This window comes from Lederbergia citrea (assembly GCF_018343525.1).
Taxonomy (GTDB): Bacteria; Bacillota; Bacilli; order Bacillales; family Bacillaceae_C; genus Lederbergia; species Lederbergia citrea.
In genome coordinates this window covers 669,042-694,943 of the sequence record NZ_JAGYPH010000001.1, presented here as the reverse complement: position 1 = coordinate 694,943, position 25,902 = coordinate 669,042, and the positions used below count along the sequence as shown (strand labels likewise).

23 protein-coding genes and 1 other RNA gene are annotated in these 25,902 nt (G+C 38.7%); 3 read left to right on the top strand and 21 right to left on the bottom strand.

The window, feature by feature from the left end:
• Window positions 1–27 precede the first annotated feature (27 nt).
• From KHA88_RS03615 to KHA88_RS03575, 9 genes are all read right to left on the bottom strand, one after another.
• Window positions 28–1,962 carry an ATP-dependent DNA helicase gene (locus KHA88_RS03615; RefSeq protein ID WP_213097122.1) on the bottom strand — a complete coding sequence of 645 codons (1,935 nt, stop codon included), beginning with the start codon at window positions 1,960–1,962 and terminating at the stop codon, window positions 28–30.
• 248 nt (window positions 1,963–2,210) lie between these two features.
• Window positions 2,211–2,393 (bottom strand): hypothetical protein, encoded by a 183-nt coding sequence (locus KHA88_RS03610; RefSeq protein ID WP_213097123.1) that lies wholly within the window; start codon window positions 2,391–2,393, stop codon window positions 2,211–2,213.
• 60 nt (window positions 2,394–2,453) lie between these two features.
• The gene (locus KHA88_RS03605) at window positions 2,454–3,602 is read right to left on the bottom strand and encodes a THUMP domain-containing class I SAM-dependent RNA methyltransferase (RefSeq protein ID WP_213106934.1); all 1,149 of its coding nucleotides are present in this window, start codon (window positions 3,600–3,602) and stop codon (window positions 2,454–2,456) included.
• 125 nt (window positions 3,603–3,727) lie between these two features.
• Window positions 3,728–4,126, bottom strand: an RNA gene (gene rnpB, locus KHA88_RS03600) — RNase P RNA component class B.
• Between the two features lie 74 nt (window positions 4,127–4,200).
• Window positions 4,201–4,500, bottom strand: a complete 300-nt coding sequence (gene gpsB / locus KHA88_RS03595) for a cell division regulator GpsB (RefSeq protein ID WP_213097125.1) — start codon at window positions 4,498–4,500, stop codon at window positions 4,201–4,203.
• 103 nt (window positions 4,501–4,603) lie between these two features.
• Window positions 4,604–5,149, bottom strand: a complete 546-nt coding sequence (locus KHA88_RS03590; protein ID WP_213121404.1) for an SLOG family protein — start codon at window positions 5,147–5,149, stop codon at window positions 4,604–4,606.
• Window positions 5,150–5,222: 73 nt separating this feature from the next.
• Entirely contained in the window at window positions 5,223–5,603 is a 381-nt protein-coding gene (locus KHA88_RS03585; protein ID WP_213097127.1) for a CotD family spore coat protein, read from the bottom strand.
• 256 nt (window positions 5,604–5,859) lie between these two features.
• The gene (locus tag KHA88_RS03580) at window positions 5,860–7,116 is read right to left on the bottom strand and encodes a ribonuclease H-like domain-containing protein (protein ID WP_213121403.1); all 1,257 of its coding nucleotides are present in this window, start codon (window positions 7,114–7,116) and stop codon (window positions 5,860–5,862) included.
• 13 nt (window positions 7,117–7,129) lie between these two features.
• Window positions 7,130–9,412 carry a DEAD/DEAH box helicase gene (locus KHA88_RS03575; protein WP_249312881.1) on the bottom strand — a complete coding sequence of 761 codons (2,283 nt, stop codon included), beginning with the start codon at window positions 9,410–9,412 and terminating at the stop codon, window positions 7,130–7,132.
• Window positions 9,413–9,548: 136 nt separating this feature from the next.
• On the opposite strand from KHA88_RS03575, the gene KHA88_RS03570 reads away from it, so the two are divergent.
• Complete coding sequence (locus KHA88_RS03570) at window positions 9,549–10,022, top strand: Hsp20/alpha crystallin family protein (RefSeq protein ID WP_249305796.1); 474 nt, start codon at window positions 9,549–9,551, stop codon at window positions 10,020–10,022.
• 218 nt (window positions 10,023–10,240) lie between these two features.
• Here the strand turns inward: KHA88_RS03570 and KHA88_RS03565 are convergent, their stop codons facing one another.
• From KHA88_RS03565 to KHA88_RS03555, 3 genes are all read right to left on the bottom strand, one after another.
• Window positions 10,241–10,750 carry a YppG family protein gene (locus KHA88_RS03565; RefSeq protein WP_213097131.1) on the bottom strand — a complete coding sequence of 170 codons (510 nt, stop codon included), beginning with the start codon at window positions 10,748–10,750 and terminating at the stop codon, window positions 10,241–10,243.
• A 93-nt stretch (window positions 10,751–10,843) separates the two neighbouring features.
• On the bottom strand, window positions 10,844–11,209 hold the full coding sequence (locus KHA88_RS03560) for a YppE family protein (protein WP_213097132.1): 366 nt from the start codon (window positions 11,207–11,209) through the stop codon (window positions 10,844–10,846).
• Between the two features lie 115 nt (window positions 11,210–11,324).
• Window positions 11,325–11,567 carry a hypothetical protein gene (locus KHA88_RS03555; RefSeq protein ID WP_213097133.1) on the bottom strand — a complete coding sequence of 81 codons (243 nt, stop codon included), beginning with the start codon at window positions 11,565–11,567 and terminating at the stop codon, window positions 11,325–11,327.
• Window positions 11,568–11,918: 351 nt separating this feature from the next.
• Between KHA88_RS03555 and recU the strand changes: the two genes are divergently transcribed.
• Both recU and KHA88_RS03545 read left to right on the top strand, forming a co-directional pair.
• Window positions 11,919–12,527 (top strand): Holliday junction resolvase RecU, encoded by a 609-nt coding sequence (gene recU / locus KHA88_RS03550; protein ID WP_213121401.1) that lies wholly within the window; start codon window positions 11,919–11,921, stop codon window positions 12,525–12,527.
• Window positions 12,528–12,573: 46 nt separating this feature from the next.
• The gene (locus KHA88_RS03545) at window positions 12,574–15,300 is read left to right on the top strand and encodes a penicillin-binding protein 1A (protein WP_213121400.1); all 2,727 of its coding nucleotides are present in this window, start codon (window positions 12,574–12,576) and stop codon (window positions 15,298–15,300) included.
• Between the two features lie 1,337 nt (window positions 15,301–16,637).
• Here the strand turns inward: KHA88_RS03545 and nth are convergent.
• The 9 genes from nth to panC form a co-directional block, all read right to left on the bottom strand.
• On the bottom strand, window positions 16,638–17,306 hold the full coding sequence (gene nth / locus KHA88_RS03540; protein ID WP_213121731.1) for an endonuclease III: 669 nt from the start codon (window positions 17,304–17,306) through the stop codon (window positions 16,638–16,640).
• A 39-nt stretch (window positions 17,307–17,345) separates the two neighbouring features.
• Window positions 17,346–18,041, bottom strand: a complete 696-nt coding sequence (locus KHA88_RS03535) for a DnaD domain-containing protein (protein ID WP_213097136.1) — start codon at window positions 18,039–18,041, stop codon at window positions 17,346–17,348.
• Window positions 18,042–18,183: 142 nt separating this feature from the next.
• Window positions 18,184–19,476, bottom strand: a complete 1,293-nt coding sequence (asnS, locus tag KHA88_RS03530; RefSeq protein WP_213097137.1) for an asparagine--tRNA ligase — start codon at window positions 19,474–19,476, stop codon at window positions 18,184–18,186.
• A gap of 93 nt (window positions 19,477–19,569) precedes the next feature.
• On the bottom strand, window positions 19,570–20,760 hold the full coding sequence (locus tag KHA88_RS03525) for a pyridoxal phosphate-dependent aminotransferase (RefSeq protein WP_249312879.1): 1,191 nt from the start codon (window positions 20,758–20,760) through the stop codon (window positions 19,570–19,572).
• 18 nt (window positions 20,761–20,778) lie between these two features.
• Window positions 20,779–21,255: a cell wall elongation regulator TseB-like domain-containing protein gene (locus KHA88_RS03520; protein WP_213097138.1), complete on the bottom strand. Its 477-nt coding sequence runs from the start codon at window positions 21,253–21,255 to the stop codon at window positions 20,779–20,781.
• A gap of 13 nt (window positions 21,256–21,268) precedes the next feature.
• The gene (locus KHA88_RS03515) at window positions 21,269–21,439 is read right to left on the bottom strand and encodes a YpmA family protein (protein WP_213097139.1); all 171 of its coding nucleotides are present in this window, start codon (window positions 21,437–21,439) and stop codon (window positions 21,269–21,271) included.
• 223 nt (window positions 21,440–21,662) lie between these two features.
• Window positions 21,663–24,530 carry an ATP-dependent DNA helicase DinG gene (gene dinG, locus KHA88_RS03510; protein WP_213106927.1) on the bottom strand — a complete coding sequence of 956 codons (2,868 nt, stop codon included), beginning with the start codon at window positions 24,528–24,530 and terminating at the stop codon, window positions 21,663–21,665.
• Window positions 24,531–24,650: 120 nt separating this feature from the next.
• The gene (gene panD / locus KHA88_RS03505) at window positions 24,651–25,037 is read right to left on the bottom strand and encodes an aspartate 1-decarboxylase (protein ID WP_213097141.1); all 387 of its coding nucleotides are present in this window, start codon (window positions 25,035–25,037) and stop codon (window positions 24,651–24,653) included.
• A gap of 4 nt (window positions 25,038–25,041) precedes the next feature.
• Window positions 25,042–25,902, bottom strand: a complete 861-nt coding sequence (gene panC / locus KHA88_RS03500) for a pantoate--beta-alanine ligase (RefSeq protein ID WP_213121399.1) — start codon at window positions 25,900–25,902, stop codon at window positions 25,042–25,044.

The window sequence follows — 25,902 nt, the reverse complement described above, 5'->3', positions numbered from 1 at the left end:
TATAATGTTTTCACTGAGAATGAGAATTCAAGCTAATACCTTTATAGGAACAGGCAATACCCTCTTCACTTCATCTAATATTTCGTTCTTTTCGGCAACGTTCATCCAGATGTGAATTAATCCAACGTCAGTTGACGTCCTAATTAGCCTTCCTACTCCTTGTCTGAGCCGTAAAAGCATGTATGGAAGGTCGACCTCAGAAAAGGCATCAGAAGCACTATTCCTTTTTGCATTGAAAACTGGATCATACGGAGGAAAAGGGAGTGATGCGATCATTACATTTTGCAAAGATGATCCCGGGATATCAAGACCTTCCCAAAGTGTAAATGCACATAGTACCGTTTCTTCCCGTTCTTGGAATTCCTGAACGATGGTGCTAATTTCCCCGTCACCTTCAAATAAAATCGGGAAGTCATTATATTGAATATCCTTCAAATAGGTTTTAAATTGATCCAAATCCAAACGATTATTAAAAAGGAGCAATGATCTACCATTTGTTTCAGTAATGGTTTCTAGTATTTGGTCCCATTTCTTTTTTCTCTCACCTTTCTCTTCAACAAAAAGAGAGATAGACATTTTTTCTTCGTATTGAAATGGCGAATTGACAGTAAAAGATAGATAATCTTTTATACCTAGACTCTTACTCAAATAATTAAAGTCCCCATTGTTAGAAAGAGTAGCTGAAGAAAAGATATAAGGAATTTTCTCTGAAAAGACATGATTAGATAGGATTTCTTCTACAAGCCTTGGCATGATTACAAGAGTTCGACCTAAATGATTATACTCAAACCAGATGATACCTTTCTTATCATTAATTAGAAGAGTTAATGAGTACATGATTTGATCGAGATATTCTTCAACAATTCTTAGTTCATATTCATTTATTGTAAAAAGTTCAGATTCAAAAACCAATTCTTCCGATAATTTTTGGAGCTCATTTAGAAGTTCTTGGGCAGAAGCAATCATTTGATCACTTTTTGAAAGCTCATGGCGATTAGATCCCTCAACAGGTATAGCTTCTTTATTTAAAAGATCAAAATAGCAGTTATTTAACATAAGGACATGTTCGATTATATATAGTGTTTTTTCTCGTACATCATTCTCCTGAAGCTTCATTAGAAGCATTTCTAACGTCTCTTCCGTGAAGCGGTAAGTTAATGCTTTTTGACAGGCAAACTCTAGGAGGTGCCCTTCATCAAATACCACACTGCTCGGTTCTGGCAGTAGCGGCAGCTGTCCTTCTCGCTTCCGGGCATCTTTTGTCCATATATGCTCCATGTAAAAATCATGTGAACAAACAATTATATCGGCAGCTTTTCGATAATAATCTCGATGAAGGGTTTGACCGCAGCGATGTCGTTTTGGGCATGATAAACAATCCTGAAGCGGATCCCATGATATGCTTGTCCATTCTCGTTCAGTTAGATGGGGATATTCTTTCCGATCACCATATTTATAAAAGTTAAGCATCGAAGAATTGTCGTGTACAAAGGAAGGAAGAGCGTCAAATACCTCTCCAATATTTTCACTTGCATTCATACCCATTGCTTGATCTAGTTTTTGCAGGCATAAATATTGGTCTCTTGACTTAGCAAGCCTGACATCAATTTCCATTCCAAGTGCCTTTTCCAACTTTTTGATGTCTCCGTCTTTTTTGACGAGTTGTTCAATTAAAGACTCATCTGCACAAGCAATAATAGCTGGCTTCCCCGTGTATCTTGCATACGCAATCGAATATAAAAGATAGACAATTGTTTTGCCAGTTCCAACGCCTGCTTCTGCAAATATTACCTTTTTATCTTTATATGCCTTCTCTAATTGAAAGGCCATAAATATTTGTTCATCCCGTAATTCAAACCCACTGTCAGGTAAAATATCATAGAAGACATCCCCTATCCAGTTCCCAAGATGCTCATAAAACGAACTTGTTTTTGTTAATTCAAATGGCAATGATTTCTGCAATGTATATCTCTCCCTTATCTGAAAAGAACAAAAGCGCAAGCGCCTTGCGATGGAAGAACGGCTAAGCCCGCCACGTCCTGTGGCAACGCCGTTCTGACCCGCATCCTGCGGGCCTCCGACAAGCAAATGTTCTGAGGCAAAAAAGTCCGGTCCTGACTTTTATTGACGAAAGGCATTTGACTCGAGGGGCTAGGCGCTGGAGCTAGATGACGAATGAAAACGCAAGTGCGAGAAAAGGCACTTGCGTTTCACGAAGGTCCATAAGATCGATCTTGTGATAATAAAAAGTCAATTGCTTTATTAAGGCTATGCTCCGCTTCTCTCAAGCTATCCAATGCCATTTGCGGAGGTTGTTCCTTTTCCCTCAACAATTCATATGACGAATAGATGGCTTTTGTAATTCTTTCAAAATCAGCTAAGTTCCGGGGCATAATCTAAGTCCACTCCTCGTAAAAATGATATACGTCAAGTATATTCAGCAGGAGTGCGTTTTATTCTGATCTTTGTTCTTTTGGTGGCCTTTTACCCCAATATTGATAGAGATCTGTCCGTATAAAACCGTTAAACAGTTTTCTTTTTTTGGTAGCCTGTTTTCCGTATAACTTCTCGAAATCCGGATGTGAAGTAAGAATATAAATAGACCATGTATCCAACGTTTCGTACGCTATTCCGATATCCCGATACATTTTTTCCACTTCTTTTTTATCTCCGATTCTTTCTCCATATGGAGGGTTTCCAAGGATTACTCCGTATTCACTTTTGGTTGTTAAATCCTTTGCCTGCATTTGCTTAAAGTCAATTAACTCTCCAAGTCCCGCCTCGAAAGCATTTTTCTTGGAAATCTCGACCATTTTGTGATCGATATCAGTACCTATAATATCAAGCTCTTGATCGTAGTTTGCAAGGTCCTCCGCTTCTTCCCTTACTTTATCCCAAGTCTCACTATTAATGAATGGCCATGTTTCACTTAAAAATTCGCGATTAAAGCCCGGAGCAATATTTTGACCAATCAACGCTGCTTCAATCGGAATTGTACCGGAGCCGCAAAATGGATCATGCAGTTTGCGCCCAGGCTGCCAGTTCGTCAGTTTAATTAGCGCAGCTGCCAATGTTTCTTTAAGTGGTGCTTCACCTTGGTCAACCCGGTATCCCCGCTTATGTAAGCCAGCTCCGCTTGTATCAATCGTTAATAATGCTTTATCTTTCAGCAAAGACACTTCAATTTTAAATAATGAGCCGCTCTCTTCAAGCCAAGAAGTGCGTTTATAAGCTATTTTCAGTCTTTCAGCTATTGCTTTTTTTACGATTGCCTGGCAATCTGATACGCTAAACAGTTTCGATTTCACCGATTTACCCTGAACAGGGAATTCTGCATCAACGGGTAGAAATTCTTCCCAAGGTAAAGATTTTGTTTTCTCAAAAAGCTCATCAAATGTAAAAGCCGGAAATTCACCGACCACAAGTTTTACTCTGTCAGCTGTTCTTAGCCAAAGATTTGCGCGTGCAATCGCTTGTTCGTCTCCCGTAAATACGACTTTACCGTTTTCAACCTCGCAATCATAGCCAAGTTCTCTAACTTCTTTCGCGGCGATCGCTTCTATTCCCATTGCTGTAGTTGCAATCAGCTTATAAGTTCCCATTTTTCTCACCCTTTTTGAGTTGAGTTTTCCTTAATATTATAGGCATTTTTATGTAAGTTTAAATAATAATAATGCCCTTCTTAAGCAAGAAGGGCATTTCTTTGTAAATCAACCTATAATAACATTCATGTAAGCCATGTTCTGTACTTTTGTACTGCTAACGGTCATAGGCGGACCTCGTACTCCAGCGGTAATCATCTATCTGCAGGCCCATTTTTAAGCCTGCCTCTTTCCTCGTTCATTTTCTCAGAAAGAGTGCCTCTACCAAAATTTGAGTTTCTCGCTCACGGGGTTTACCTCGTTCCACCTTTGTTGTTTCCAACAAAGCTCCGTCACTGTGGCACTTTAAAGGTAGTCACGCCATATCTGCAATAGACTTAGGCGCTTTTCCTGCCGTCAGTCCAGTATGAAACCGGACTGCCCTGGCTTATTGTTTCGCCAGGCGCGATCACTACGGGCATCTCAGCACCGTGCGAGCATGGACTTTCCTCTGCCGCAAACTGCGGCAGCGATTACCCGAATGTTATTTGTCTCATCGACTTATTATTTTATAACTTTTTCCCTTTGTTGGCAAGAGGAAATTGTTGGAAGCACATAATCAATCGTCTAATTTGCTTCCAAAAACGTGTTTTTCCAAATTGGAAAGACGCTTCAAAATATCAAAATTCGTTGTGCCAGCTGGCTGTACAGGTTGACGGCGCGAAGTATCTTCTACCTGTTTTTTTAGACGTAAATTTTCTTGCTGTAACTCATCAATTACTTGATGCATAGCTTCATAATCTTTAATAATTAAGTCCAAAAATTTATCTACATCTTCTTGTTTATATCCTTTTAAGCCTGTTTTAAATTCTTTCTCTAAAATTTCTTTAGCAGTCAATTTTAATTTATCCACCAACATTTGAAACACCACCTCGATATTCACACTACATTTAATTCATTCTTACAAAGTAATATGTTTTTGTCAATTTTACAAGGGGAATTTGGCAAGTTTCGAAAATTTGTTAAAAACTTTCTTCGTCCACTACGGATTGCAAATCATAAAAGTCGATTGTTCTAATTTCATAAGGATGCGACTGCTGATACATTTTTGAAGTTTCATAAAAAAACCTAGGAGATCCTTCTTTTTCTACGTCGTACAATATTAGTGCACAATCTGATTTTTGCACAAAAAATTTATTTTTATTACGAAATTGCCAAGGACCTACATAAGGCTGTTTAGATAATGAATCAACAAAATCTGCTTGCATCAAGACTGATTCATACAATTCCTTGTTCCCTTCCTTCCAGTTTTCCTCTTGGTTTAAAAAAGGAGTTATGACGCCAAGCTTTAATTCAGGGTAAACTGGAATAAGATCAAATACAACTTCTGCAGCCCACAGTTCAACACCTAATTGCCCGGAAATTATCACCCATTCAAGTCCTTCCTCAGCAAGTTGCGATAATGCCTTACTAAGTGCTTTTTTTATGTATTTAATAGCAGGATCGTCATGTTTAAAGATACCAAGTTCAAAGGGCTTGTACCCTGTAACAGTAGCAACTGTAGGCATTTTTTCATCCCCCCATAAATTCCCAAAAAGAAAGACAAGGGTAAAATAATTCTCACCCTTGCTCACATATTTATTAATACGGAAACCCAGGTCCTGGACCAAATCCAGGTCTAGGCCTAGGACCGAATCCTGGTCCAAACCCCGGTCCAACTCCAGGACCAAACCCAGGACCAAACCCCGGTCCAGCCCCAGGACCAAACCCTGGAGCTCCACCAAATCCCGGCCCGGGACCTGGCATTACGACGTTTTGTTCTGTTACTTCATTTACAAATGATTCTGTGTGCGGGAAATAATGTTCGTTTATAATATTTTCGTGATTGACTGTTGTTGTATGCGTTGGATGAATATGCGGCACGATAACATTATTACAAGTATGATTTACACAGCACTTTGTTGGATGAACAACGGCTGGCATAACACAAGTAGGACAACCACAACCATGAGGATGAAACATGCCCATTGCTCCTTTCTAGTCATTAATCTCTTTACACTTACAACCTATGTAAAAAGTCTAATACATGTACTAATGTAAATACCTATATTTGAAAAGAAAGATTAATTAAATGGGTGTGTTATGATTTGCAGAACGCTAATATGCCCTCCAACTTGCAATTCTAAAATTCCGACCTTTTTCTTCGTACAAACTGCAAATGAAGACGGAATTTACTACTTATAGTCGAAATCTGCGCTTCCCCGGGAAATGATATTATTTATTTCCGCTTTAATTTCCCATTTAACCGGTTTAAGCGATGGCTTGCATTTCGAATAAATAAATCATCTTTTCCAGAAGCCGCTTTAGAGGAATTCTGATTTAATGCAAGCGCTTCATTTGTGTGCTGGATTGCTTGTTCAATATCCTTAAATTGGTGTTCCATTAGTTTAGCGAGCTCTATATTCGCTGCTTTTTTCGTTGCCCGGTCTCCCTTTTCAGCAGCTTCTTTCCATAATTGCTTTGCCTCATCATACTTTTTTGCTTTTTTATAATAAAAAGCAAGCTCGTATTTAGCTGAAATATCGTCCTCTTTCGCGGCTACTTCAAATGTGGATGCAGCCACTTCAAATTCGCCAATATAATCAAACCATTTCCCAACAAGCATTTTTTCAGTTGCCGTTTGATGCGGGTCAAGGCATAGTATTTGGAATGTTAAATGCGTATATAAAGTTATTAACGATAATATATCAATTTCATTATGCTTCAGCACTTTTAAAATGGCTTCAGGATTTTTCCGCTCTACAAAATCAAAGTAAATCATCGGAGCCAAATACCCTGGTACATCATCCACTCTTGATACCCCTAATATAGATTCTTCCACTTTAGACAACTTTACCGATTCCAGCCTATTTTTCCACATTCTTCTTGAAGCATGATATAAATCAAAATGGCCAAATGCAGGAAGTTTTGGGACGTGATCACGCACAAGTGTATGCCTAGTCTTAACTTGCGGCCAATCAAAGGCCTTTCCGTTATATGTTACTAGCGTGGTGTAATCTACAGTCTCTAAAAAACTTTTATATAAAGGGACTTCAAAACCGGGCTCCGGCAGGATATGTTGGGTAAGGATGACCTCATCCCCCACAAATCTGGCATGACCGAGTAGAAAAATGGTATTACCTGCCCCACCATATAGACCTGTTGTTTCTGTATCGAAGAAAAATAAATCTGATGCAGTCATACCTTTTGCCGATAAGGGATGACTGCCGGAATAATAGTCCCAAGCGTTCAATGCTGTATAAAAGTCTTTAAACTGATAGCTTCCATGCTGATAATCTAATGGGTAACGCACTTCGCGAATTAAACAATATTCTTCTTCAAGATTGTAGGGAGCGACACCAGCTTCTTTCCAAATTTCTTTAAAAGGCAGTTCAAAATCATCAAATCTCTCAACTGGCTCCTGTTTTTGTAATGTTTCCTGTTCATCACGAATCATATGTGATTTGAAGCGGTTTAGTTTGTTTTTCAGAGACATGTGGATCATCACCTCACTGACTTATTGATGCATCGAACATTTTACGCAGGAGATCTATCGTTATTTCTTTTGCTCTAATTGTAGATGTATCGGTTCCGATGCACGAAGGGCAGCCACTTTCACATGGACAATTTATTATCATTGATTTTGTTTCAGCGATAATTTCTGTCATCATTTCATAAACTTTGTCACTAATACCGATACCACCTGGATACTGATCATATATGAAAATCGTAGGCTTATCATTATGGGCTGCTTTTACTTGAGGAACGGTATGAATATCCCCCGGGTCACACATTGCAAATAATGGAATGATTGCCTTTAAAGCGTGAGCGGCTCCAATCATCCCATACTCAAGGTCTTCCAGCTCATACTCACTCAATTCTTTGTTCATGGACAGCCATGCGGCACTTGTGTGCAGTTCCATTTCAGGCAAATGGATCGGACCTGAGCCGATATTTTCATGTGTTTCGAATTTGATTTTCTTAAAAATAGTTGCCATTGCATTCACAGTTACATCTCCAAATGCAATCTCTGCGGCAAAAGTCTCTTTTCTTTTATCTTCTTCAAGTACGCGAAGCTGAACGGCCAGATTGGCATCAGTAAAGTAATCAACATCCACTTCGGCAACAAATGCCTTCTTCTCATCCCAATCGAGATATTCAACCTGATATTGAATGCCTTGATGTAAGTAAATTGCTTCATCATGTAAAAGCGTTAATGCACTAAAAGTGTCCATCTCCCCAATTACTTTCACATTTGAGCGGTCTGTTTGATCAATAATAACAACATTTTCCTGAGAAGCGGAGCGCAAACTGATGTTATGAGCGGGAAAAGAATCATTCATCCAATACCATTTATCACCATTTTGATGCAGCACTCTTTCTTCGGTTAAAAATTCTAAAATTTCCTGAACATCCATTTCCCCAAATGTTTCATCCGTTCCAAATGGCAACTCATACGCGGCACATTTTATATGATCCACGAGGATAATAAGATTATCGGGATTGATGCGAGCTGTTTCAGGCGACTGGCTAAAGAAATATTGTTGATTTTCAATGACATATTGATCTAGTGGTGCAGAACTTGCCACCATAATGACGAGTGACTCCCCCATCCTTCTTCCGGCACGTCCCGCCTGTTGCCAAGCGCTTGCAATTGTTCCCGGGTAACCTGTCATAATGCAAACTTGCAACTGACCGATGTCTACACCGAGTTCAAGAGCATTTGTACTGACAACCCCGTAAATATCTCCATTTCGAAGTCCTTTTTCAATTTCTCGCCGCTGAGTTGGCAAATAGCCGCCTCTATATCCTCTAATTGATTTTGGCCCAAGTTGACTGCGTACTAATTCACTTAAATACGTCAAAATTATTTCAACTCTAACCCGACTTCTGGCAAATATGATGGTCTGGATTTTATTTTTTAGAAATTCTCCTGCAAGTTTGCGAACTTCCAAAGTAGCGCTTCTCCGAATATTCATTTGCTTATTTACGATCGGCGGATTATAGAAGATAAAATGCTTTTTTCCTCTAGGTGCACCGTTATTATCAATTAACTCCATACGATTTCCTGTAAGCTTTTCTCCCAGTTCTTTTGGGTTGGCGATCGTAGCAGACGTACAGATGAAAACAGGGTCAGAACCATAAAAACGACAAATTCTTTTCAAGCGTCTAATTACATTAGCTACATGGCTTCCAAAAACCCCTCTATAAATATGAAGTTCATCAAGAATAATAAATTTTAAATTTTCAAAGAGCGAAACCCATTTCGTGTGATGAGGCAAAATAGCCGAATGAAGCATATCAGGATTCGTAATAACAATATTGCCCGCTTTTCTTACTTTTTGCCGAATATTAGCAGGAGTATCGCCATCATATGTATAGCTATTAATTGGTAAGCCCGCCGCATCAATGAGTTCGTTCATTTCACTTTTTTGATCCTGTGCTAGAGCTTTTGTCGGAAAAATATATAAAGCACGTGCTGATTGGTCATGGAGAATAGTTTGCAGCACGGGGAGATTATAACATAATGTTTTTCCGGATGCAGTCGGAGTAACTGCTGTGAAGCTCTTTCCGGCCATAGCAGTAGTATAAGCTACTTGCTGATGTGTGTATAATTCCTTAATTCCCCTTGAATTTAAGGAGCTGGATAAATCGGGATGAATATCATCCGGAAAAGGAAGCGTTTTGGCCTTCTGTTCCGAGATGGTGTGCCAGCTGACAATATTATTTTTATATGAAGGGTTAGCTTTTAATTGATTGATCACATCGAGAACATCTTTTTTCCAATTCAAGAAAATCACCTCACTCTCTATTTTAGCGAATAAACGTTCGTTTTCATAGTGTAAAAAGGAAGTGTTTTTTAAGAGTGAACTTTTTAATTTTGACCTACATAAGATACGGTAAGTATGTATAGGAGGTGCTGATAAAATGTCTGATAAACTACCTGAAAGTAATAAGGAAAATTCAGTCCCTGAACCATTCGGCCATTTTTTTAACGCCATGAATCGTTTATTCAGTGAGCAGCGGCCTAATAGAAGTGTTTTGCAAAGCATTGATGATTTTTTCACATCTACTCAACCGTTCGGCGGTTTTTCAGCCGAGCTTAAAGAGAATGAAAAAGAATATATAGTAATTGCAGAGCTCCCTGGGACAAAAAAGGAACATATTGAAATTGAAGTTCTACAACAATACGTTGCTATTTCAGTCAAACAAAGAGAGACCATAACAAAGGAGGACAAAAATAATAAAATATTTCAACAAAAGGATATGTGGAAACAAATGTCCAGAACAGTCCCCCTTTCCAAGCCAATTGAACAAGGAAAAGCAGTGGCTAAATATGAAGACGGTGTTTTGACAATTACCGTGCCTAAGAAAAAAGGAAAAAAAATAAATATTGATTAAGAAAAGCGCAAGCGCCTTGCGATGGAAGAACGGCTAAGGGCGCCACGTCCTGTGGCAACGCCGTTCTGACCCGCATCCTGCGGGCCTCCGACAAGCAAATGTTCTGAGGCAATAAAAGTACGGTTTTGACTTTTAATGCCTCAGAACATTTGACCTCGAGGGGCTTGGCGCTGGAGCTAGACAGTAAAAAAAAGGAATCGACGCATATGCCGATTCCTTTATCCTTTAAATAGCCCGCCGAGACCTTTGAACATTCCTGAAACCTGGTTTACCGCATTGACGAGCTGTCCAGTTGTATTTATCATTTTGTTGAAGTCTAGTGACCCATTTTGTGACTTAAATGAATTTAATACGGAACCAAAATTGTTCCCAACTGTTTTTGGTACATTAGGGGGTTTTGGATATGCATTTGGATACCCCAAGTGATTTCCAAATTTTTCATACATATATCCATCATCTGGCTGTAAAGGATTATGAAATAAATGGCTCCCTTGTTTTTCGCCCCCGTTTTGCATTGGCCCCTGTTCGAGATACGGATGATATTGTTGCATCCCATTAGGGTAAGGAGGCGGGAAATGCGGCATTGGCGGCATAGGATAACTTGGCATTCCTCCGAATTGGTATGGTTGCATCGCATAAGGATAATGGGCCGGAGGCATTTGATGCTGATACTGGGATTGGTATGGCAGCCCAGACGGCAGACGAATATTGCGATATCTGTTTAACATAGTGCCGTCCTCCTAATCCAAATTAGTTAATATACATTATGCCTAGTTTCCTAGGAATGTGAAAAAAATCATGAACATACAAAGGACCCGAATTTATGCTTTATCTTCTAATTCATCTAGAAGATGTCGTAGTACAAAATCGATTGATTGAATATGACTGTTAAATTTCTTCAAGCTTGTTTCAGGAAAAAATGCCCGAACAGAGACCATTTGCATATTTTCCGCGGTATTTTTAATTTGCATCGGATACAAATTTTTCGGTTTATTGGCGATCACCCATGCGGAGGCAGCAGGCTCCCATTCATCGCAGCAATACTTCACATTGTCAGCAAACGGCTTCACTTCGGTATAAAAATCGCCCTTCTCGCCAGTTTCCCGGCATTGTATAAAGCTATTATAAGCCTCTTGATTATAGTTAAGTAGTTTTGACGTCAATTGCCGTAATTCTTCAGTCTCCATTTTTAGCTCCTTTTGAACACGAAAAAGCAGCCTTTTGAAAGCTGCTTGTCAATTTTCCTTCATCTTACTGCCTTCTTCGTTTATTTTCAAGTTCAACACAGACTGATTAAATCTTTTAACGTGCAATCGCCAGAAGTGGTCGCCTAGTTTGTTCTGCTTTTAAAGTTTGCTTTCTCTCCTCTTCTTCATATTTATTTTCCAACCATACTAGCCTTTGCTTCATTTGCTTCTCATTATTTGTCATCGCAGAAAAAATCTTATTCTTTTCCTGATTCGTTTTTTCTTGGAACTTTACTTCTAAATGATCAATTTGAGAGCTAATTGATTCGAGTCTGTTTAACAATTCTGATTTGGTCATGATTTCAGCCTCCATCCTCACCCTTTTGCTATTCTATTCTCTATCTTTCCTTCTCTTCCTTCACGATTGACAAAACTAGAAGTAATTCGCCAAACAAAGTGGTATTATCCGAATTTCCTTTTTTTCTTCGACATGCTTCAAAAGTGAAAATCCATTTCATCTTTTGTATACTAATGATTCCGTTCATCCAGCATTAAGATTGCAGAAACATGATATTTTCCTAAAAAGTGAAACTAAATGCGGCTTAATTTCGTCCAATAATAATAGCAATAACTTTAATCACGGTCTTTTCAGGCATATATTCGATAAACTAAGCTCCTATGGTATAATTTAGCCTGAGGTGGAGATACTATGGAGTTTAATTATCCTAACGGCAGGAAATATAGAGTAGGACCCCCCAAAAAAAACACACATAATGTGAAGAATAGTATTACTTATGGTAAAAGAGGAATGACGCTTGAAGAAGATTTAAATGAAACAAATTTATATTATTTATCACAAGGGATCGCTGTTATCCATAAGAAACCGACTCCTGTCCAAATCGTTCAAGTAGATTATAAATCTAGGAGTACGGCAGTTATTAAGGAAGCTTATTTTCGCCAAGCATCTACGACTGATTATAATGGTGTTTTCAATGGAAAACATATCGACTTTGAAGCAAAGGAAACACAAAACAGCACCTCCTTTCCATTAAAAAACTTTCATGAACACCAAATTAACCATATGAAAAATGTATTAAACCATGGTGGCATTACTTTCGTTATCCTTCGTTTTGCTAAAACAGAAGAAATTTATTTAATGGAAGGCCAAGATTTAATGGTATATTGGGATCGCATGAAAGGCGGAGGAAGAAAATCAATAACAAAAGAAGAAGTTATTGCTTGTGGTCATCGCATAGAATATGGTTTCCACCCACGAATTGATTATTTAAAAACGATTCGCCACTTATATTCTTTATAAAACTTCTTTGACAAGATTTATATTTTGAAAGTGAGGAATACTGCAAATGGCAGAAAACTATAAAACGCGCGAAGAACGGCGCAGAAAACAAGCTCCAGTAAAGAAAAAAACAAAAGGTAAACGAAAGAATATATTTAAAACAATATTATTGACTATATTTTTGCTTGGTATAGCCGGTCTTGCTGTAGGAGCAACCACCTTTGCCATATATGCAAAAGATGCTCCCCCACTAGATGAGGTTTTACTCATCGATCCGATAGCATCTGAAGTATTGGATATGAACGATAATGTATATGCAGTTCTTGGAACTGAAAATCGGGACTATGTTGACTATGATCACATCCCAAAGGAAGTCGAAGATGCTGTCCTTGCAACCGAAGATGTTCGCTTTTATAAGCATGGCGGAATAGACTTAAGAAGGCTAGCCGGCGCAGTCGTCGCAAATGTCTCACGCGGTTTTGGATCAGAGGGTGCTTCAACAATCACCCAGCAAATTGTAAAATTATCGTATTTGTCTACAGAAAAATCATTGAAAAGAAAAGCCCAAGAAGCATGGCTTGCAATCAAACTCGAACAAAACTACACAAAAGAACAAATCTTTGAAATTTATGTTAATAAAATTTATTACGCAAACGGAGTTCATGGCATAGAAACAGCATCAAAATATTATTTCGGAAAAAATCTTGACGAGCTAGCGCTTCAAGAAAGAGCCTTCTTAGCCGGGTTACCACAAAGGCCGGGCAGTTATGATCCATACGTGCATCCAGATAATGCCGACAAACGGAAAAACCTCGTCTTGTCACTGATGTATCAGCATGGAAAAATCAGTAAGGATGAAATGGATAAGGCTAAGGAGACATCGATTTTAGAAACTCTTATTCCTGAAGAAGAAAATAAAGGGACTGCTTATAAATATGATTCTTTCGTCGATGAAGTAATCAGAGAAGTGGAATCACTTGGAAACTATAATGTTTATGCAGACGGCTTAAAAATTCATACGACCCTTGATCCTAATGCTCAAGATTATACAGAAAAAATGCTTTTAACAGATGAAGTCATCGAGTTTCCAGATGCAGAAATGCAGGCTGGAATAGTTCTTTTAGATACAAAAACCGGTGCGGTCCGCGCCATCGGCGGCAACCGTTATAAAGATATTAAACGGGGACGTAATTTCGCAACGAAACTCTCGGATCGTCAACCAGGCTCAACAATTAAGCCAATTCTTGATTACGGCCCTGCAATTGAATATTTAAATTGGTCAACCTATGAGCAAATTGTTGATGAACCATACCAATACTCAACTGGCCAGCCTATTAATAACTATGACAATGCTCATCTTGGTCAAATGTCGATGCGAGAAGCATTATATCGCTCTAGAAATATTCCGGCACTTAAGGCCTTTGAGGCAGTCGGCAATGAAAAAGCACGTGAATTTGCTGCAAATGTTGGACTAGAATATGAAAAGATTGATAATCCATCAGCTTCAATCGGTGGAATAGAAAATATTTCTCCTTTAAAATTAGCTGGTGCCTATGCAGCCTTTGGAAATAACGGTATGTACAATAAACCCCATACCGTTCATAAAATCGTCCTTAAAGACGGTGAAACTGAAATCGTAAATAAAATCAAACCAAAGGTTGCAATGAAAGATTCAACAGCATTTATGGTAACTGATATGCTAAAAGATGTTTTGTCTAATAAATCTGGGGCAACAGGTGGCGGAGCAATTATTCCTGGCCTACCTGCAGCGGGTAAAACTGGTACAACTAATTACTCTGAAGAAGATATGGAGAAATATGGTGTGAAAAAAGGTGATGTTCCCGATGCGTGGTTTGCCGGCTATACGACAAATTACACTGCAGCCGTCTGGACAGGATACGAAAAACGCAGTACCCCTCTTCGTGGTGGCTGGGAATATAATGATCAAAAAATTGCACAGCAGCTATACAAAAATTTAATGGCACATGTATCCGAAGGTATAGAAACCCCTGACTTTACTATGCCAAGCAGCGTGGTAAAAGCAGCAGTAGAGAAAGGTTCAATGCCGGCGAAAAAACCTAGTAGTTATACACCTGATAGTAATATCGTCTATGAGTTATTTGTAGCGGGCACCGAACCTACTCAAGTGTCTGCGGCATTTGATAAGCTTGATTCACCTACTGTTACAGGTGAATATCAAGAAGAAGAAAATAGTGTTACTTTTACCTGGGGACATGCTAAAGAAAAAGACCTTAAATTTGAAGTTACAATAAAAGCTGGTGATAAAAAACAATCGATTGGCAGCTCAAATGGTCAAAGCTATACCATTACAAACGTGCAGCCAGAAACAACTTACTCCATTGAAGTAATAGCTGTTTCAAATAGCCAACGAAGCACCCCAGGCACGGCAAGCGTAACAGTTCCAAAGATTGAAGAAGAGGAAGAGGCCGTTCCACCTGAAGAAGACGAGGCAGAGGAAGATAAAGAGAAAGAGAAAGAGAAAGAAAATAAAAAAGACGAAAAAGATAAAGAGAATAATGGTTCGGACGAAAAAGATGGAAATAAGGATGATGTCTCTGGTGGAGCAGAAGATGGTTCGGACACTGGAGGAAATGATGATCCAGGAAATAATGATGGTTCTGGAGGATCAGGCGGACAAGATGACGGTGCCGGAGATGATGGCGGAGATTCCGGAAGCGATGGAGACTCCAATTCAAATGCCGACCGCGGCAATCGTGGCAGAAATACGGACGAGAACGGCGGTTCGAATGGGAATAATGGTAGAGGTAATTAGTTAATAATATAAGAAAAGGCTTGGGCGGATATAACGCCCAAGCCTTTTCTTTATCTTACCGAAATTATAGACTCTCGAACTTTCGGGGCGTAAACATGCCGAATTTCCAAAATCCTACTGGGAATTAAGCTTTATTGAATACTTGGCATTCGTTTTTTCAATAAAAGACATGCCAAAGAACTCTACATATATATTTTTTAAAACCTGTTTTTGCAAGTATTGTTGCTTTAGCAAGGTATTGCGTGGTTGATTTCCGCTACAGTTGCTCGCTTTCCGCGGGGCGAGCGGTGAGCCTCCTCGGCGTAAACGCCTGTGGGGTCTCACCTGTCCCGCTGATCCCGCAGGAGTCTCGCACTTTCGCTCCAATCAACCCTCATCAGGTTTTTTTTTAAAAGCAATAATCACTCATCACTTAGAACTGAGCCTTTTAAAAAAGATTAAACCATTGAAGAAAATATGACTGTTAAGGAACGATAGTTCAATTTTTTGATGAGCATACCAAGCGTCATGTTGACCCCATGATGGCATATATCCTTATGACCAAATTTTTGTGGACCGATGCCTACCAGATTCCAAGTGATAATCTTCCCTTTTGTTTGAACGTTCTACGTATGTACGGCGATTATAAATGAGCTGCCACTTTTCAGAAGTTCTAGTAGTATTGGTAAACAATCGGTCCCCCTGGAAGCTTCTTTTTCTTGGAGCCATACCGGAAAAAACGATCGATTAACTTTCTTACAAATTCCCGAACTGGATGGAAATGGTTTTTCGCCCTTTCCTGATATTGGGTTTTAATTAATAAGGAAATAAATCCCTTCCCCAGCAATTATTGTGGTGGTTTTAAAAAGTCAAGTGTTTCGACGAAAATAGCAACAAATCTTCTTTGTATAAATAACAAACTTAAGCCTTTCAAAGAATTCTTATAAAAAAGAAGAGATTTGAACACAAGGTATGAACAGTCGCTCTACCCTGAGCAAAGAAAAATCTCAGTTGATTGGAGTGGAAGGCGGCGACTCCTGGGGGATTAGCGTGATAGGTGAGACCCCGCAAGACGCGAAGCGACTGAGGAGGCTCACCGCACGCCCCCCGGAACGCGTCCGCCTGGAACGGAAATCGACGGTGGCAGGCGGACGCATTGCATGTAGATTATTTATCTCATTCAATAAATTCTACCAATAAAAAATGAACTATCCCCTATTAAGAGTAGAAGGAGACATGAAAAAATGGCACAAGAAAATCTTGTACCATCTGACTCGATGAATGCCGAGAGTCTATTAATTACCAAAGGAGGTTACATGCATTTACATATAAAGTACTGGTGGTCCTTGATTTTATTACTACAAAACATCCGGACTTCCCTTACTCTTTTTTAAACGCTTCTTCCCTTCCCTACAAACTTCTAATAGTGGACAAATATGGCACTGTGGATTTTGTGCTTTACAATGGTAACGGCCGAAAAATATCATGCGATGATGTGTGACAGACCATTCCTCTTTAGGAACTTTCCGCATGAGCGTTTTTTCTACTTCGAGAACACTATCTTTCCAGCGGCAAAATGCGAGGCGTTTACTAACTCTTTCCACATGTGTATCGACAGCAATGGCCGGTACTCCAAAAGCTACAGATACAACAACATTCGCGGTTTTTCTGCCAACACCTGGAAGCTTAACTAATTCTTCATATTGATCAGGTACCTTTCCACCATACTCATCAATAAGCATTCTGCATAGCTTTTGAATATTCTTAGCTTTTGTGCGGAATAAACCGATAGATCTAATATCAGTTTCTAGTTCGTTTAAGGGGACAGATAAGTAGTCTTCTGGAGTTTTATACTTTTCAAAAAGATTATTTGTTACTCTATTAACAAGTGCATCTGTACATTGCGCTGAGAGTGCTACAGCAATCACTAATTCAAAAGGATTTGCATGTACGAGCTCACAATGAGCATCCGGAAACATTTTTCCCATTTCATCAAGACAAAATCTAATTTGTTGTTTATTCAGCATATTATCACCTACTTGGATCGGAACAAACTGCATTTAGCTTTATTGTTCGAGCCAGTTATAAAATGGCACCGCATTGGAAGTTGCAGAAGTCTGATTAACAGGCTGCCTTGACTTTTGCCTGAACTTTAAACTATGGACCCGCGCTTGTTCCAATGTTTGAATACCGTTTTTCTTCCATTCAAATAAAATACGATCTATATAGCGAAAGTTTACCTTTCCCGACATGACTGCTTCACGCAGAGCAGCTTTAATAATAACTGGGTCCTGTCCGTCTTGGTCAATCCACATGGCGAGTGATTCACATTCAATTGGAGAAAGAGGCCTTCCGAATTCTTTCTCAAATGTTGAATAAATATCTTGTTCTTCCAAAAAGATATTTTTAATATCCAGTTGTTTTTTTTCTTGGATCATTTCATTTACAAGTTTCATCCACAATGGCGTAAGCGAATATTTTTCAAATCTTATTTCCTCACTAGAACCTTCTTCGATTTTAATCATTTCTAACTGAACAAGCCTTCTTAAAACGGAGGAGCATTCACTGCTTGTAATTGTCATCCGTTCAGAAATTTGTTCTGGAGTTGGAAATTCATTCCCCTTTTCTGCAAATGAAAGTATGTGTAAAAGTAGGACTAGTTCTTTTTCATCTAATCCAATTTCCCGGTATTTTTGTATCAAAAGATAAGGAATTTGAATTATTCCCGCTTCAATCCAAGAAACCATTAGTTCTTTATCCATTTATTTAACACCTCATCCTTGATTATAACATGTAGTTGCAAGCCGCTTCGATGGTAAAGCCACGCACATTCATGTACGTGGCCGGGTTGGTGTATAGGGAATCGAGTTCCAAGTCGCTTAACGGGCGCTTCCGCTTTTCTTATTACGGATATAAGCGATTGAGCAAACGCGGGAATGGGATTGTTTCTCTAACGTGCTCTACTCCTGAAATCCATGCTACTGTTCGTTCTAGGCCAAGCCCAAAACCAGAATGAGGGACAGATCCGTATTTAGAAAGATCTAAATACCAGTTATAAGCTTCCAGTGGCAAGTTATGCTTTTCTATTTGCTTTTTCATTAACTCAAAATCATGAATTCGTTCTGATCCACCAATAATTTCACCATAACCTTCCGGTGCAATCATATCAGCACAAAGAACAACGTCATCACGATCAGGAGCAGGTTGCATATAGAAAGGTTTAATTTTCGTTGGGTAATGGGTAATGAACACAGGCTTGTCGAAATGATCAGCGATGGCCGTCTCATGTGGTGCACCAAAGTCATCTCCCCACTCAATGTCCTCAAATCCTTGTTCATGTAAAAATTTAATTGCATCATCATAGCTAATCCGTGGAAAAGGCACAGTAATCTTCTCTAATTTTGATGTATCTCTTCCGAGTCTTTCTAATTCAAGCGAACAGTTTTTCAAAACTGATTGAACAATATGTGCAACATATTCTTCTTGAACTTTTAAACTATCCTCAAACTCATAAAATGCCATTTCCGGCTCAATCATCCAAAATTCAATTAGATGACGGCGCGTTTTTGATTTTTCAGCCCTAAAAGTAGGACCAAATGAAAAGACTTTGCCAAGGGCCATTGCTGCCGCTTCCATATAAAGCTGACCGCTCTGGGACAAAAAGGCATCTTCTTCAAAATATTTGGTTTTGAATAGTTCAGTCGTTCCTTCAGGTGAACTTCCAGTTAAAATAGGTGGATCTACTTTTACGAAGCCATTTTCATTAAAAAATTCATATGTTGCACGGATGATTTCATTTCTAATTTTCATAACTGCATGCTGGCGGCGGGAACGGAGCCATAAATGGCGGTTATCCATTAAAAATTCAGTTCCATGTTCTTTTGGTGTGATTGGATAGTCCACTGCCTCTTGAATGACTTCAACATTTGTCACGAGCAATTCAAAGCCGAATGGAGAACGGCTGTCTTCTTGAACTTTTCCAGTGACATACATGGATGATTCCTGCGAGAGTGATTTCGCCGTTTGAAATACCCCTTCATCCACATCACTTTTAACTACAACACCTTGGATAAATCCAGTTCCATCACGAAGCTGAAGAAAGGCAATTTTTCCGCTGGAGCGCTTATTTGCTAACCAAGCACCAATTGTCACTTCTTGTCCTACAAATTTATTTACTTGAGATATAGTTGTTTTCATATCAAACATTCCTTTCCAAACAATTCGAACCAAAGTATATGTAATTTAGTATACAGACCTCTTACCACGGAAACAAGATGAAGGAATTTCCCCTCAGCTCATCTTATTTGTCACAAAAGTGCTAATTCGTTTTACCGCTTCTTCTAAAAGGTCAAGGGATGTTGCATAGGATAAGCGGATATTGTCAGGTGTTCCAAAGCCGGAACCAGGAATAACAGCAACTAGTGCTTCTTCCAGCAATCCTTCAACAAATTGATCTACATCATCATATCCTGCATATTGTGCTGCCTTTTTAACATTTGGATATAAATAGAAAGCACCTTGAGGTTTTTTACAAGTAACCCCTGGTATTGAAATCAATTTTTCAAAAATGATATTAAGCCTTTCTTCAAATGCCTGCCTCATCTCCTCCACTGCCTCTTGAGGTCCATCATAAGCCTCAAGAGCACCGAATTGTGATGTTGTTGTTGGATTCGAAGTTGAATGGCTCGCAAGGTCTGTCATAGCTCCAATGATTTCTTTATCACCCGCTGCATATCCGATGCGCCAGCCTGTCATCGAGTGAGATTTTGACACACCATTAATAACAATTGTAATTGCTTTTAATTCAGGCGACAACTGTGCAATAGACACATGTTTATTTTCTGCATACACTAACTTTTCATATATTTCATCAGAAACGATTAGAATATTATTTCTCAAACATACTTCTCCTAATGCAGCAAGCTCCTCTTTCGAATAAAGCATCCCAGTTGGATTGCTCGGAGAATTGATAATGATTGCTTTTGTCTTTTCCGTAATTGTTTCTTCAAGTTGGGCAGGCGTAATTTTAAAGTCCTTGTCTTCCTTCCCCTCAACATAAACTGGCTGTCCCCCTGCAAGCTTAACTTGCTCAGGATAGCTTACCCAATACGGGGTCGGGATGATTACTTCGTCACCCTCATTCAGCAAAACTTGAAAAAGAGTATATAAAACGTGTTTCGCTCCATTACCAATGATAATTTGGGAATTTTCATATGTAAGACCTTGATCTCTCTTTAACTTGTGGATTACTGCTTGTTTTAATTCAGGTAATCCACCGGAAGGCGTATATTTTGTCATTCCGTCCTTCATTGACTTATAAGCGGCCTCAATAATATTAGCGGGCGTATTGAAATCCGGCTCGCCTGCTCCAAGTCCAATAATGTCAAGACCTTGTGATTTAAGTTCTTTTGCTTTGGCTGTAATAGCTAAAGTCGATGAAGGAGTCAGGGCTCCTACTCGATTTGCTAATCTGATTGTCATGAATATTCCTGCTTTCTATTATAAATTTTCAATTTTCCTCCACCATTTACCTGAGTCAAAATGAATATAATAATAATTTAATTTAGAATTTCTATCTAAATATGCTAATTCCCATACTGGCAGGCTTTTTTCCATTCCAAGCCTCGAACCAAGTATCTTTTTTGGACTTTCCTCTTTTAATAACTTTGCTATTGCCTCTCGTTCAGAAACGCCTTCGGACAATTTTTTCGTAACAATTTTCTGTTTTTTATCTTCCGGGATCCATACCACTATTTTTTCTTTGTTTTTTTGTTCACCAACTATTACATAATAACTGGCTGAACCGTTGTACATATAAAATTGATCGGTCGATATCAAATTTGCTTCTGTTTTAGCCCTTTTTTCCGCATATTGTTCGGCACTTTTAAGAGGAGCTCTTGCATTAATATAGACGAATGCAGAGGCACCGACAGACAATATCAGTAATAAAGAGATAATTAAAATCCACTTTTTCATCGAGCACTCCATCCTATGTTTTGTAAATTGTAAAAATAGCCGTTTCTTGTTCATTTTTATCCAAGGCAAGCCCAAACATTAGATCTTGATCTTTTAATGATCTATTCAATGCATCGACTATTTTATACAAATCTTGTTGATAATTTATTCGTACTGTGGAGAGTACTTCTACTTTACTGTCCATAATGCTCCTCCTCGACAAACAAAAATTGTCACAAATAACGTTTAATCTTTTGACAATAATAATCTTAAACAACGCTGTATTTACTCATCATTATATCAGGAATTAACGGGATAAATGATGAAATTTGCGTTTATCAAAAAAATTCTAGCCCACAATCCTAGGGCTGGCTCGCCATCTTCTACCTTGAAATAAGGGAGAAGGTTCGATTCTCAGCCCTCATTTTTTAAAGCCATTTTTCTATTGTTGAAATGATTTCTTTTAAAGGTCCACGTACGACTGGAACGTCTGGAATCGAGCGTAAAAAAGCTCTCCCATATGTTGCCGTGTCAATACGTCTATCGAGTACAATCACAACTCCGCGATCTGTTTCTCCTCTAATTAATCTTCCGAATCCTTGTTTAAATCGAATAACCGCTTCCGGCAAGGAATGGACGGAGAATGGATTTTTACCGCTTTTCTTAATATCTTCATATATAGCTTCCGTAATTGGTTCGTCCGGAGGCGAAAATGGCAACCTTACGATAACAAGGCATGATAAATCTTTTCCAGGAATATCTACACCTTCCCAGAAGCTGCTTGTTCCAAATAGAATGGCTTTGTTGAATTGCTGAAAACTCTTTGTTAGGCGGGAGCGGCTTCCCGCTGTAATTCCTTGGGCAAGCATCACAAAGTCATCTAATGCCCCGGTATCTTTCATTAAATTATATGTTTTGCTTAACATATCGTAAGAAGTAAATAAGACGAGCATTCGACCTTCAGTTGCATCAGCAATCGCAATTAAATGTCCAGCAATGGCTTCAATATATTCATCATGGGATGCGCCACGGATCTCTGGCAGGTCCGACGGAATCATTAATTTCGCGATTTTTCGATAATCAAAAGGAGATGCAATGATTTTTTCTAATAATTGATCTCTTTTTAATCCTAACTCGCTTAGGAAAAAGTTAAAAGAGTTGTTGACCGTAAGTGTGGCTGACGTAAAAACAACACTATTTTTATTCGCGAAAAAACTTTCGGCTAATAAATCGCCGGGACTCTTAGGTTGTGAAAAAATACCAATACTATTGGGAAGAGCTCTGACATCACCTTCTAACCAGATTACTTCTTGGTCTGAAGGTGAAAGAATAAGCTGTTTTATTTTTTCTCCTATTTGCAACCAACCTTTTACAAAACTATTTGCCTCTTCTAAAAAAGCCTGCTCAGACTCTGTTGGCTTTTTTTCATGCTGCTTGATTGAAGTTAGGCGTTCTTCTAAACCTTTGCAAATTTGCCGATGATAATCAAATACACGCTCAGCACACATTGCCAATGGATTCCATTTTGATTCCGATCGAGTATTTTCAGTTATTCGGATTTGTTGTTTTAAGCTTTTCTGCGATTTCTTGCGATGGTTTTTAGACACGATCTTGCTTAACAACATAAATAGATCATCGATCTCCTCATCAAGGTGTATAATTGCCTTGTCCAGCTCAAAAGAATGAATGGAAGGTGAGAGGCCCTTGCTTTCAATCATTTTTTCCAGCCTTGAGAAAAGAAGCTTTTTGTCCAATGTTCCAAGTCTTCCAATCCAAAACTTTAATGAATTATACTCGATTTTTTTTCCAAAACATTTTCTTGCCGCTCTTTCAAAATGATGTGCTTCGTCAATAATCACATATTGATATTCAGGAAGTACATTTACTTCTGTTTCTGTATCAATTAAAAGCATAGAATGATTCGTTATGACAATGTCTGCGTTTGAAGCTAGCTTCCTTGCATGCATGTAAAAGTCTCGTGAATACCATGGGTCTTTTTCTTGCTGAAAGAACCAACCATCATGCTTGATTCTTTGTTTATATAAATGGCCGCCGCTTGAAAAGTTCAATTCATCCATATCACCAGTATCTGTAAACACTAGCCATACGAGCAGCTGCATTTTGGTCAATACACTATCATAATGGCCCTCATTATCATTTAGCGACTGTTCAAATTTCAACATGTTTAAGTAATTGCTACGACCTTTTAAGATAGTAGCTCTAAAAGGAAATGGGACAATTTTAGATAGTCTTTCCATTTCATTATTCAAAAGTTGATCCTGCATTTGAATTGTATATGTACTAATAATTACCGGTTGCTTATGTTCAAAGGCAAAATAGAGTGCAGGTAACAAGTATGCCAATGATTTGCCGATGCCTGTTCCAGCTTCAATTAATGCATGTTTATCTTCATTAAGTGCAGCATAAACAGTGTCCATCATCTCTATTTGGCCTTGTCGTGGTTTGTAGCCATTCATTTTCCTGGTTAATAAACCTATCTTTTCATCAGTGTTTGACGGATAATCCACGTGTAATTCATAGCTTTTCGCCTCAGGGATTATTTTTTTCTTCATTGCGATTCCACGATATACTTCTAGGTCATCTGGAAGATTCTCAATACTCTTACGCTTGTCCGTTAATATAGATTGAAATAGCGACCCGATGTCACTTTTTAATTGAAATGCCATATGTGTTAATTTTTCTAAAGTAACGAGTGGCAATTTCCTTGCTTTTTCTATCAGCATTAACAATAATTCAGCAGTAACAAGCGCATCACTATCCGCCTGATGGGGGTTTTCATGGTCGAAGCCTAACATCTCGGACAACTCAGAGAGCTTGTAGCTAGGAGCTTCTGGAAGCAATATTTTGGAAAGCTCGACTGTATCGACCGACTCAAAGCTAAAATTGTGAAAGCCCGCTTCATTCAGCTCGCCTTGTAAAAAACCAAGATCAAAAGGAACATTATGCGCAACAAAAATAGAGTCAATAAGCAACTCATTTATGTCCACTGCAATGTCTTTAAAAGCAGGAGCAGTAGCAACCATTCCATCATGAATACCGGTTAGTTCTTCAATAAATGGAGGGATTGGCACACCTGGATTCACGAAAGTCGTATATTGGCTAATTATTTTTAAGTTTTCAACGACAACTGCAGAAATTTGGATGATTTTATCTCCTCGATCATGCGTATTGCCGGTTGTTTCTAAATCTACTACTACATATTTACGTGACACGTCATCCACACCTTTATAAGAAAAGCGTAAGGCCAAAGCTAGCCAGCGCCTGAAGCCAGACATTGATAAAAAGCATTGAATCTCGACTCCACTATCAGCAATTGTATCACAATACTAATCACATCAGCCACTCACAGGAAAACCAGCCAAGTGATTTTAACACCGACTGGTTTTTTACATATTTTATCCTAAAATTGTTGCTTCTGGTTCGAAGGATATTATTTCCTTCACTTGGTTATCTGGAGCCATGATAGCAACCCGTGGTCGATGAGATTCGATTTTATCCTCCGAAATGAGGGCATAGGAAATTATGATGATAATGTCACCCGGCTGTACTAATCTAGCTGCTGCACCATTCACACAAATTACACCCGATCCTCTTTCACCTTCAATAATATATGTTTCTAACCTGGCACCATTATTATTATTAACAATTTGAACTTTCTCATTCGGTACCATGCCTACTGCATCTAGTATATTGACATCAATTGTAATGCTGCCAACATATTCCAAATTTGCTTCCGTAACGGTTGCTCTGTGAATTTTCCCGTTCATCATCGTACGAAACATGATGTTATGGCCTCCCCAATATCTGGTCAATTATAATATTATCAATCAATCTTGCTTTAGAAAATTTCACTGCTGCCGCAATTATTATTTTTCCTTGCAGGCGATTTAATGGAGTAAGCTCTGGAAAGCTTAATACTTCTACATAGTCGATAACTCCATCTGTGTTTTTATTAATATACTCTTCCACAAGTTTAACTACTGAAGAAGGATTCTGTTCTCCCTCAACGATGGCTAGCTCACCTGTTTTTATCGCTTTGAAGATAGCTGGAGCTTGCTCCCTTTCTTCCTTAGATAAATAAACATTTCTCGAACTTCTTGCCAGCCCATCCTCTTCCCTATCCGTTTCAACAGGAACAAGCGTAATTGGAAAATCAAAATGACTAATCAAAGAATCCACAACTGCTACTTGCTGGGCATCTTTCATTCCAAAATAAACGCTATCCGGCAGAATAATGTTGAATAATTTTACTAATACTGTCGCGACACCATCAAAATGGCCCGGTCGGCTTCGTCCGCAAAGGATATTCGCCCTCTTTACAACCTTTAAGTCCAAAGATAATTCACTTTGATACATTTCTTCACGGTCTGGCAGAAAAAGAATATCAACACCGTTTTTTTCAGCGAGTCGTTTATCTCTCTCGTGATCACGAGGATAAGTATCAAAATCTTCACCCGCTCCAAACTGAAGGGGGTTGACAAAAATACTCATGACTGTGATTTCATTATCTTGTTTAGCATGATGCACTAGCTTTAAATGGCCGTTATGCAAATATCCCATTGTCGGTACAAATCCAATTGACTTTCCCAATCTTTTTAGCTGAGAACTTCTTTGCTGCATCGCTGATTTTGTTGTGATAATTTCCAT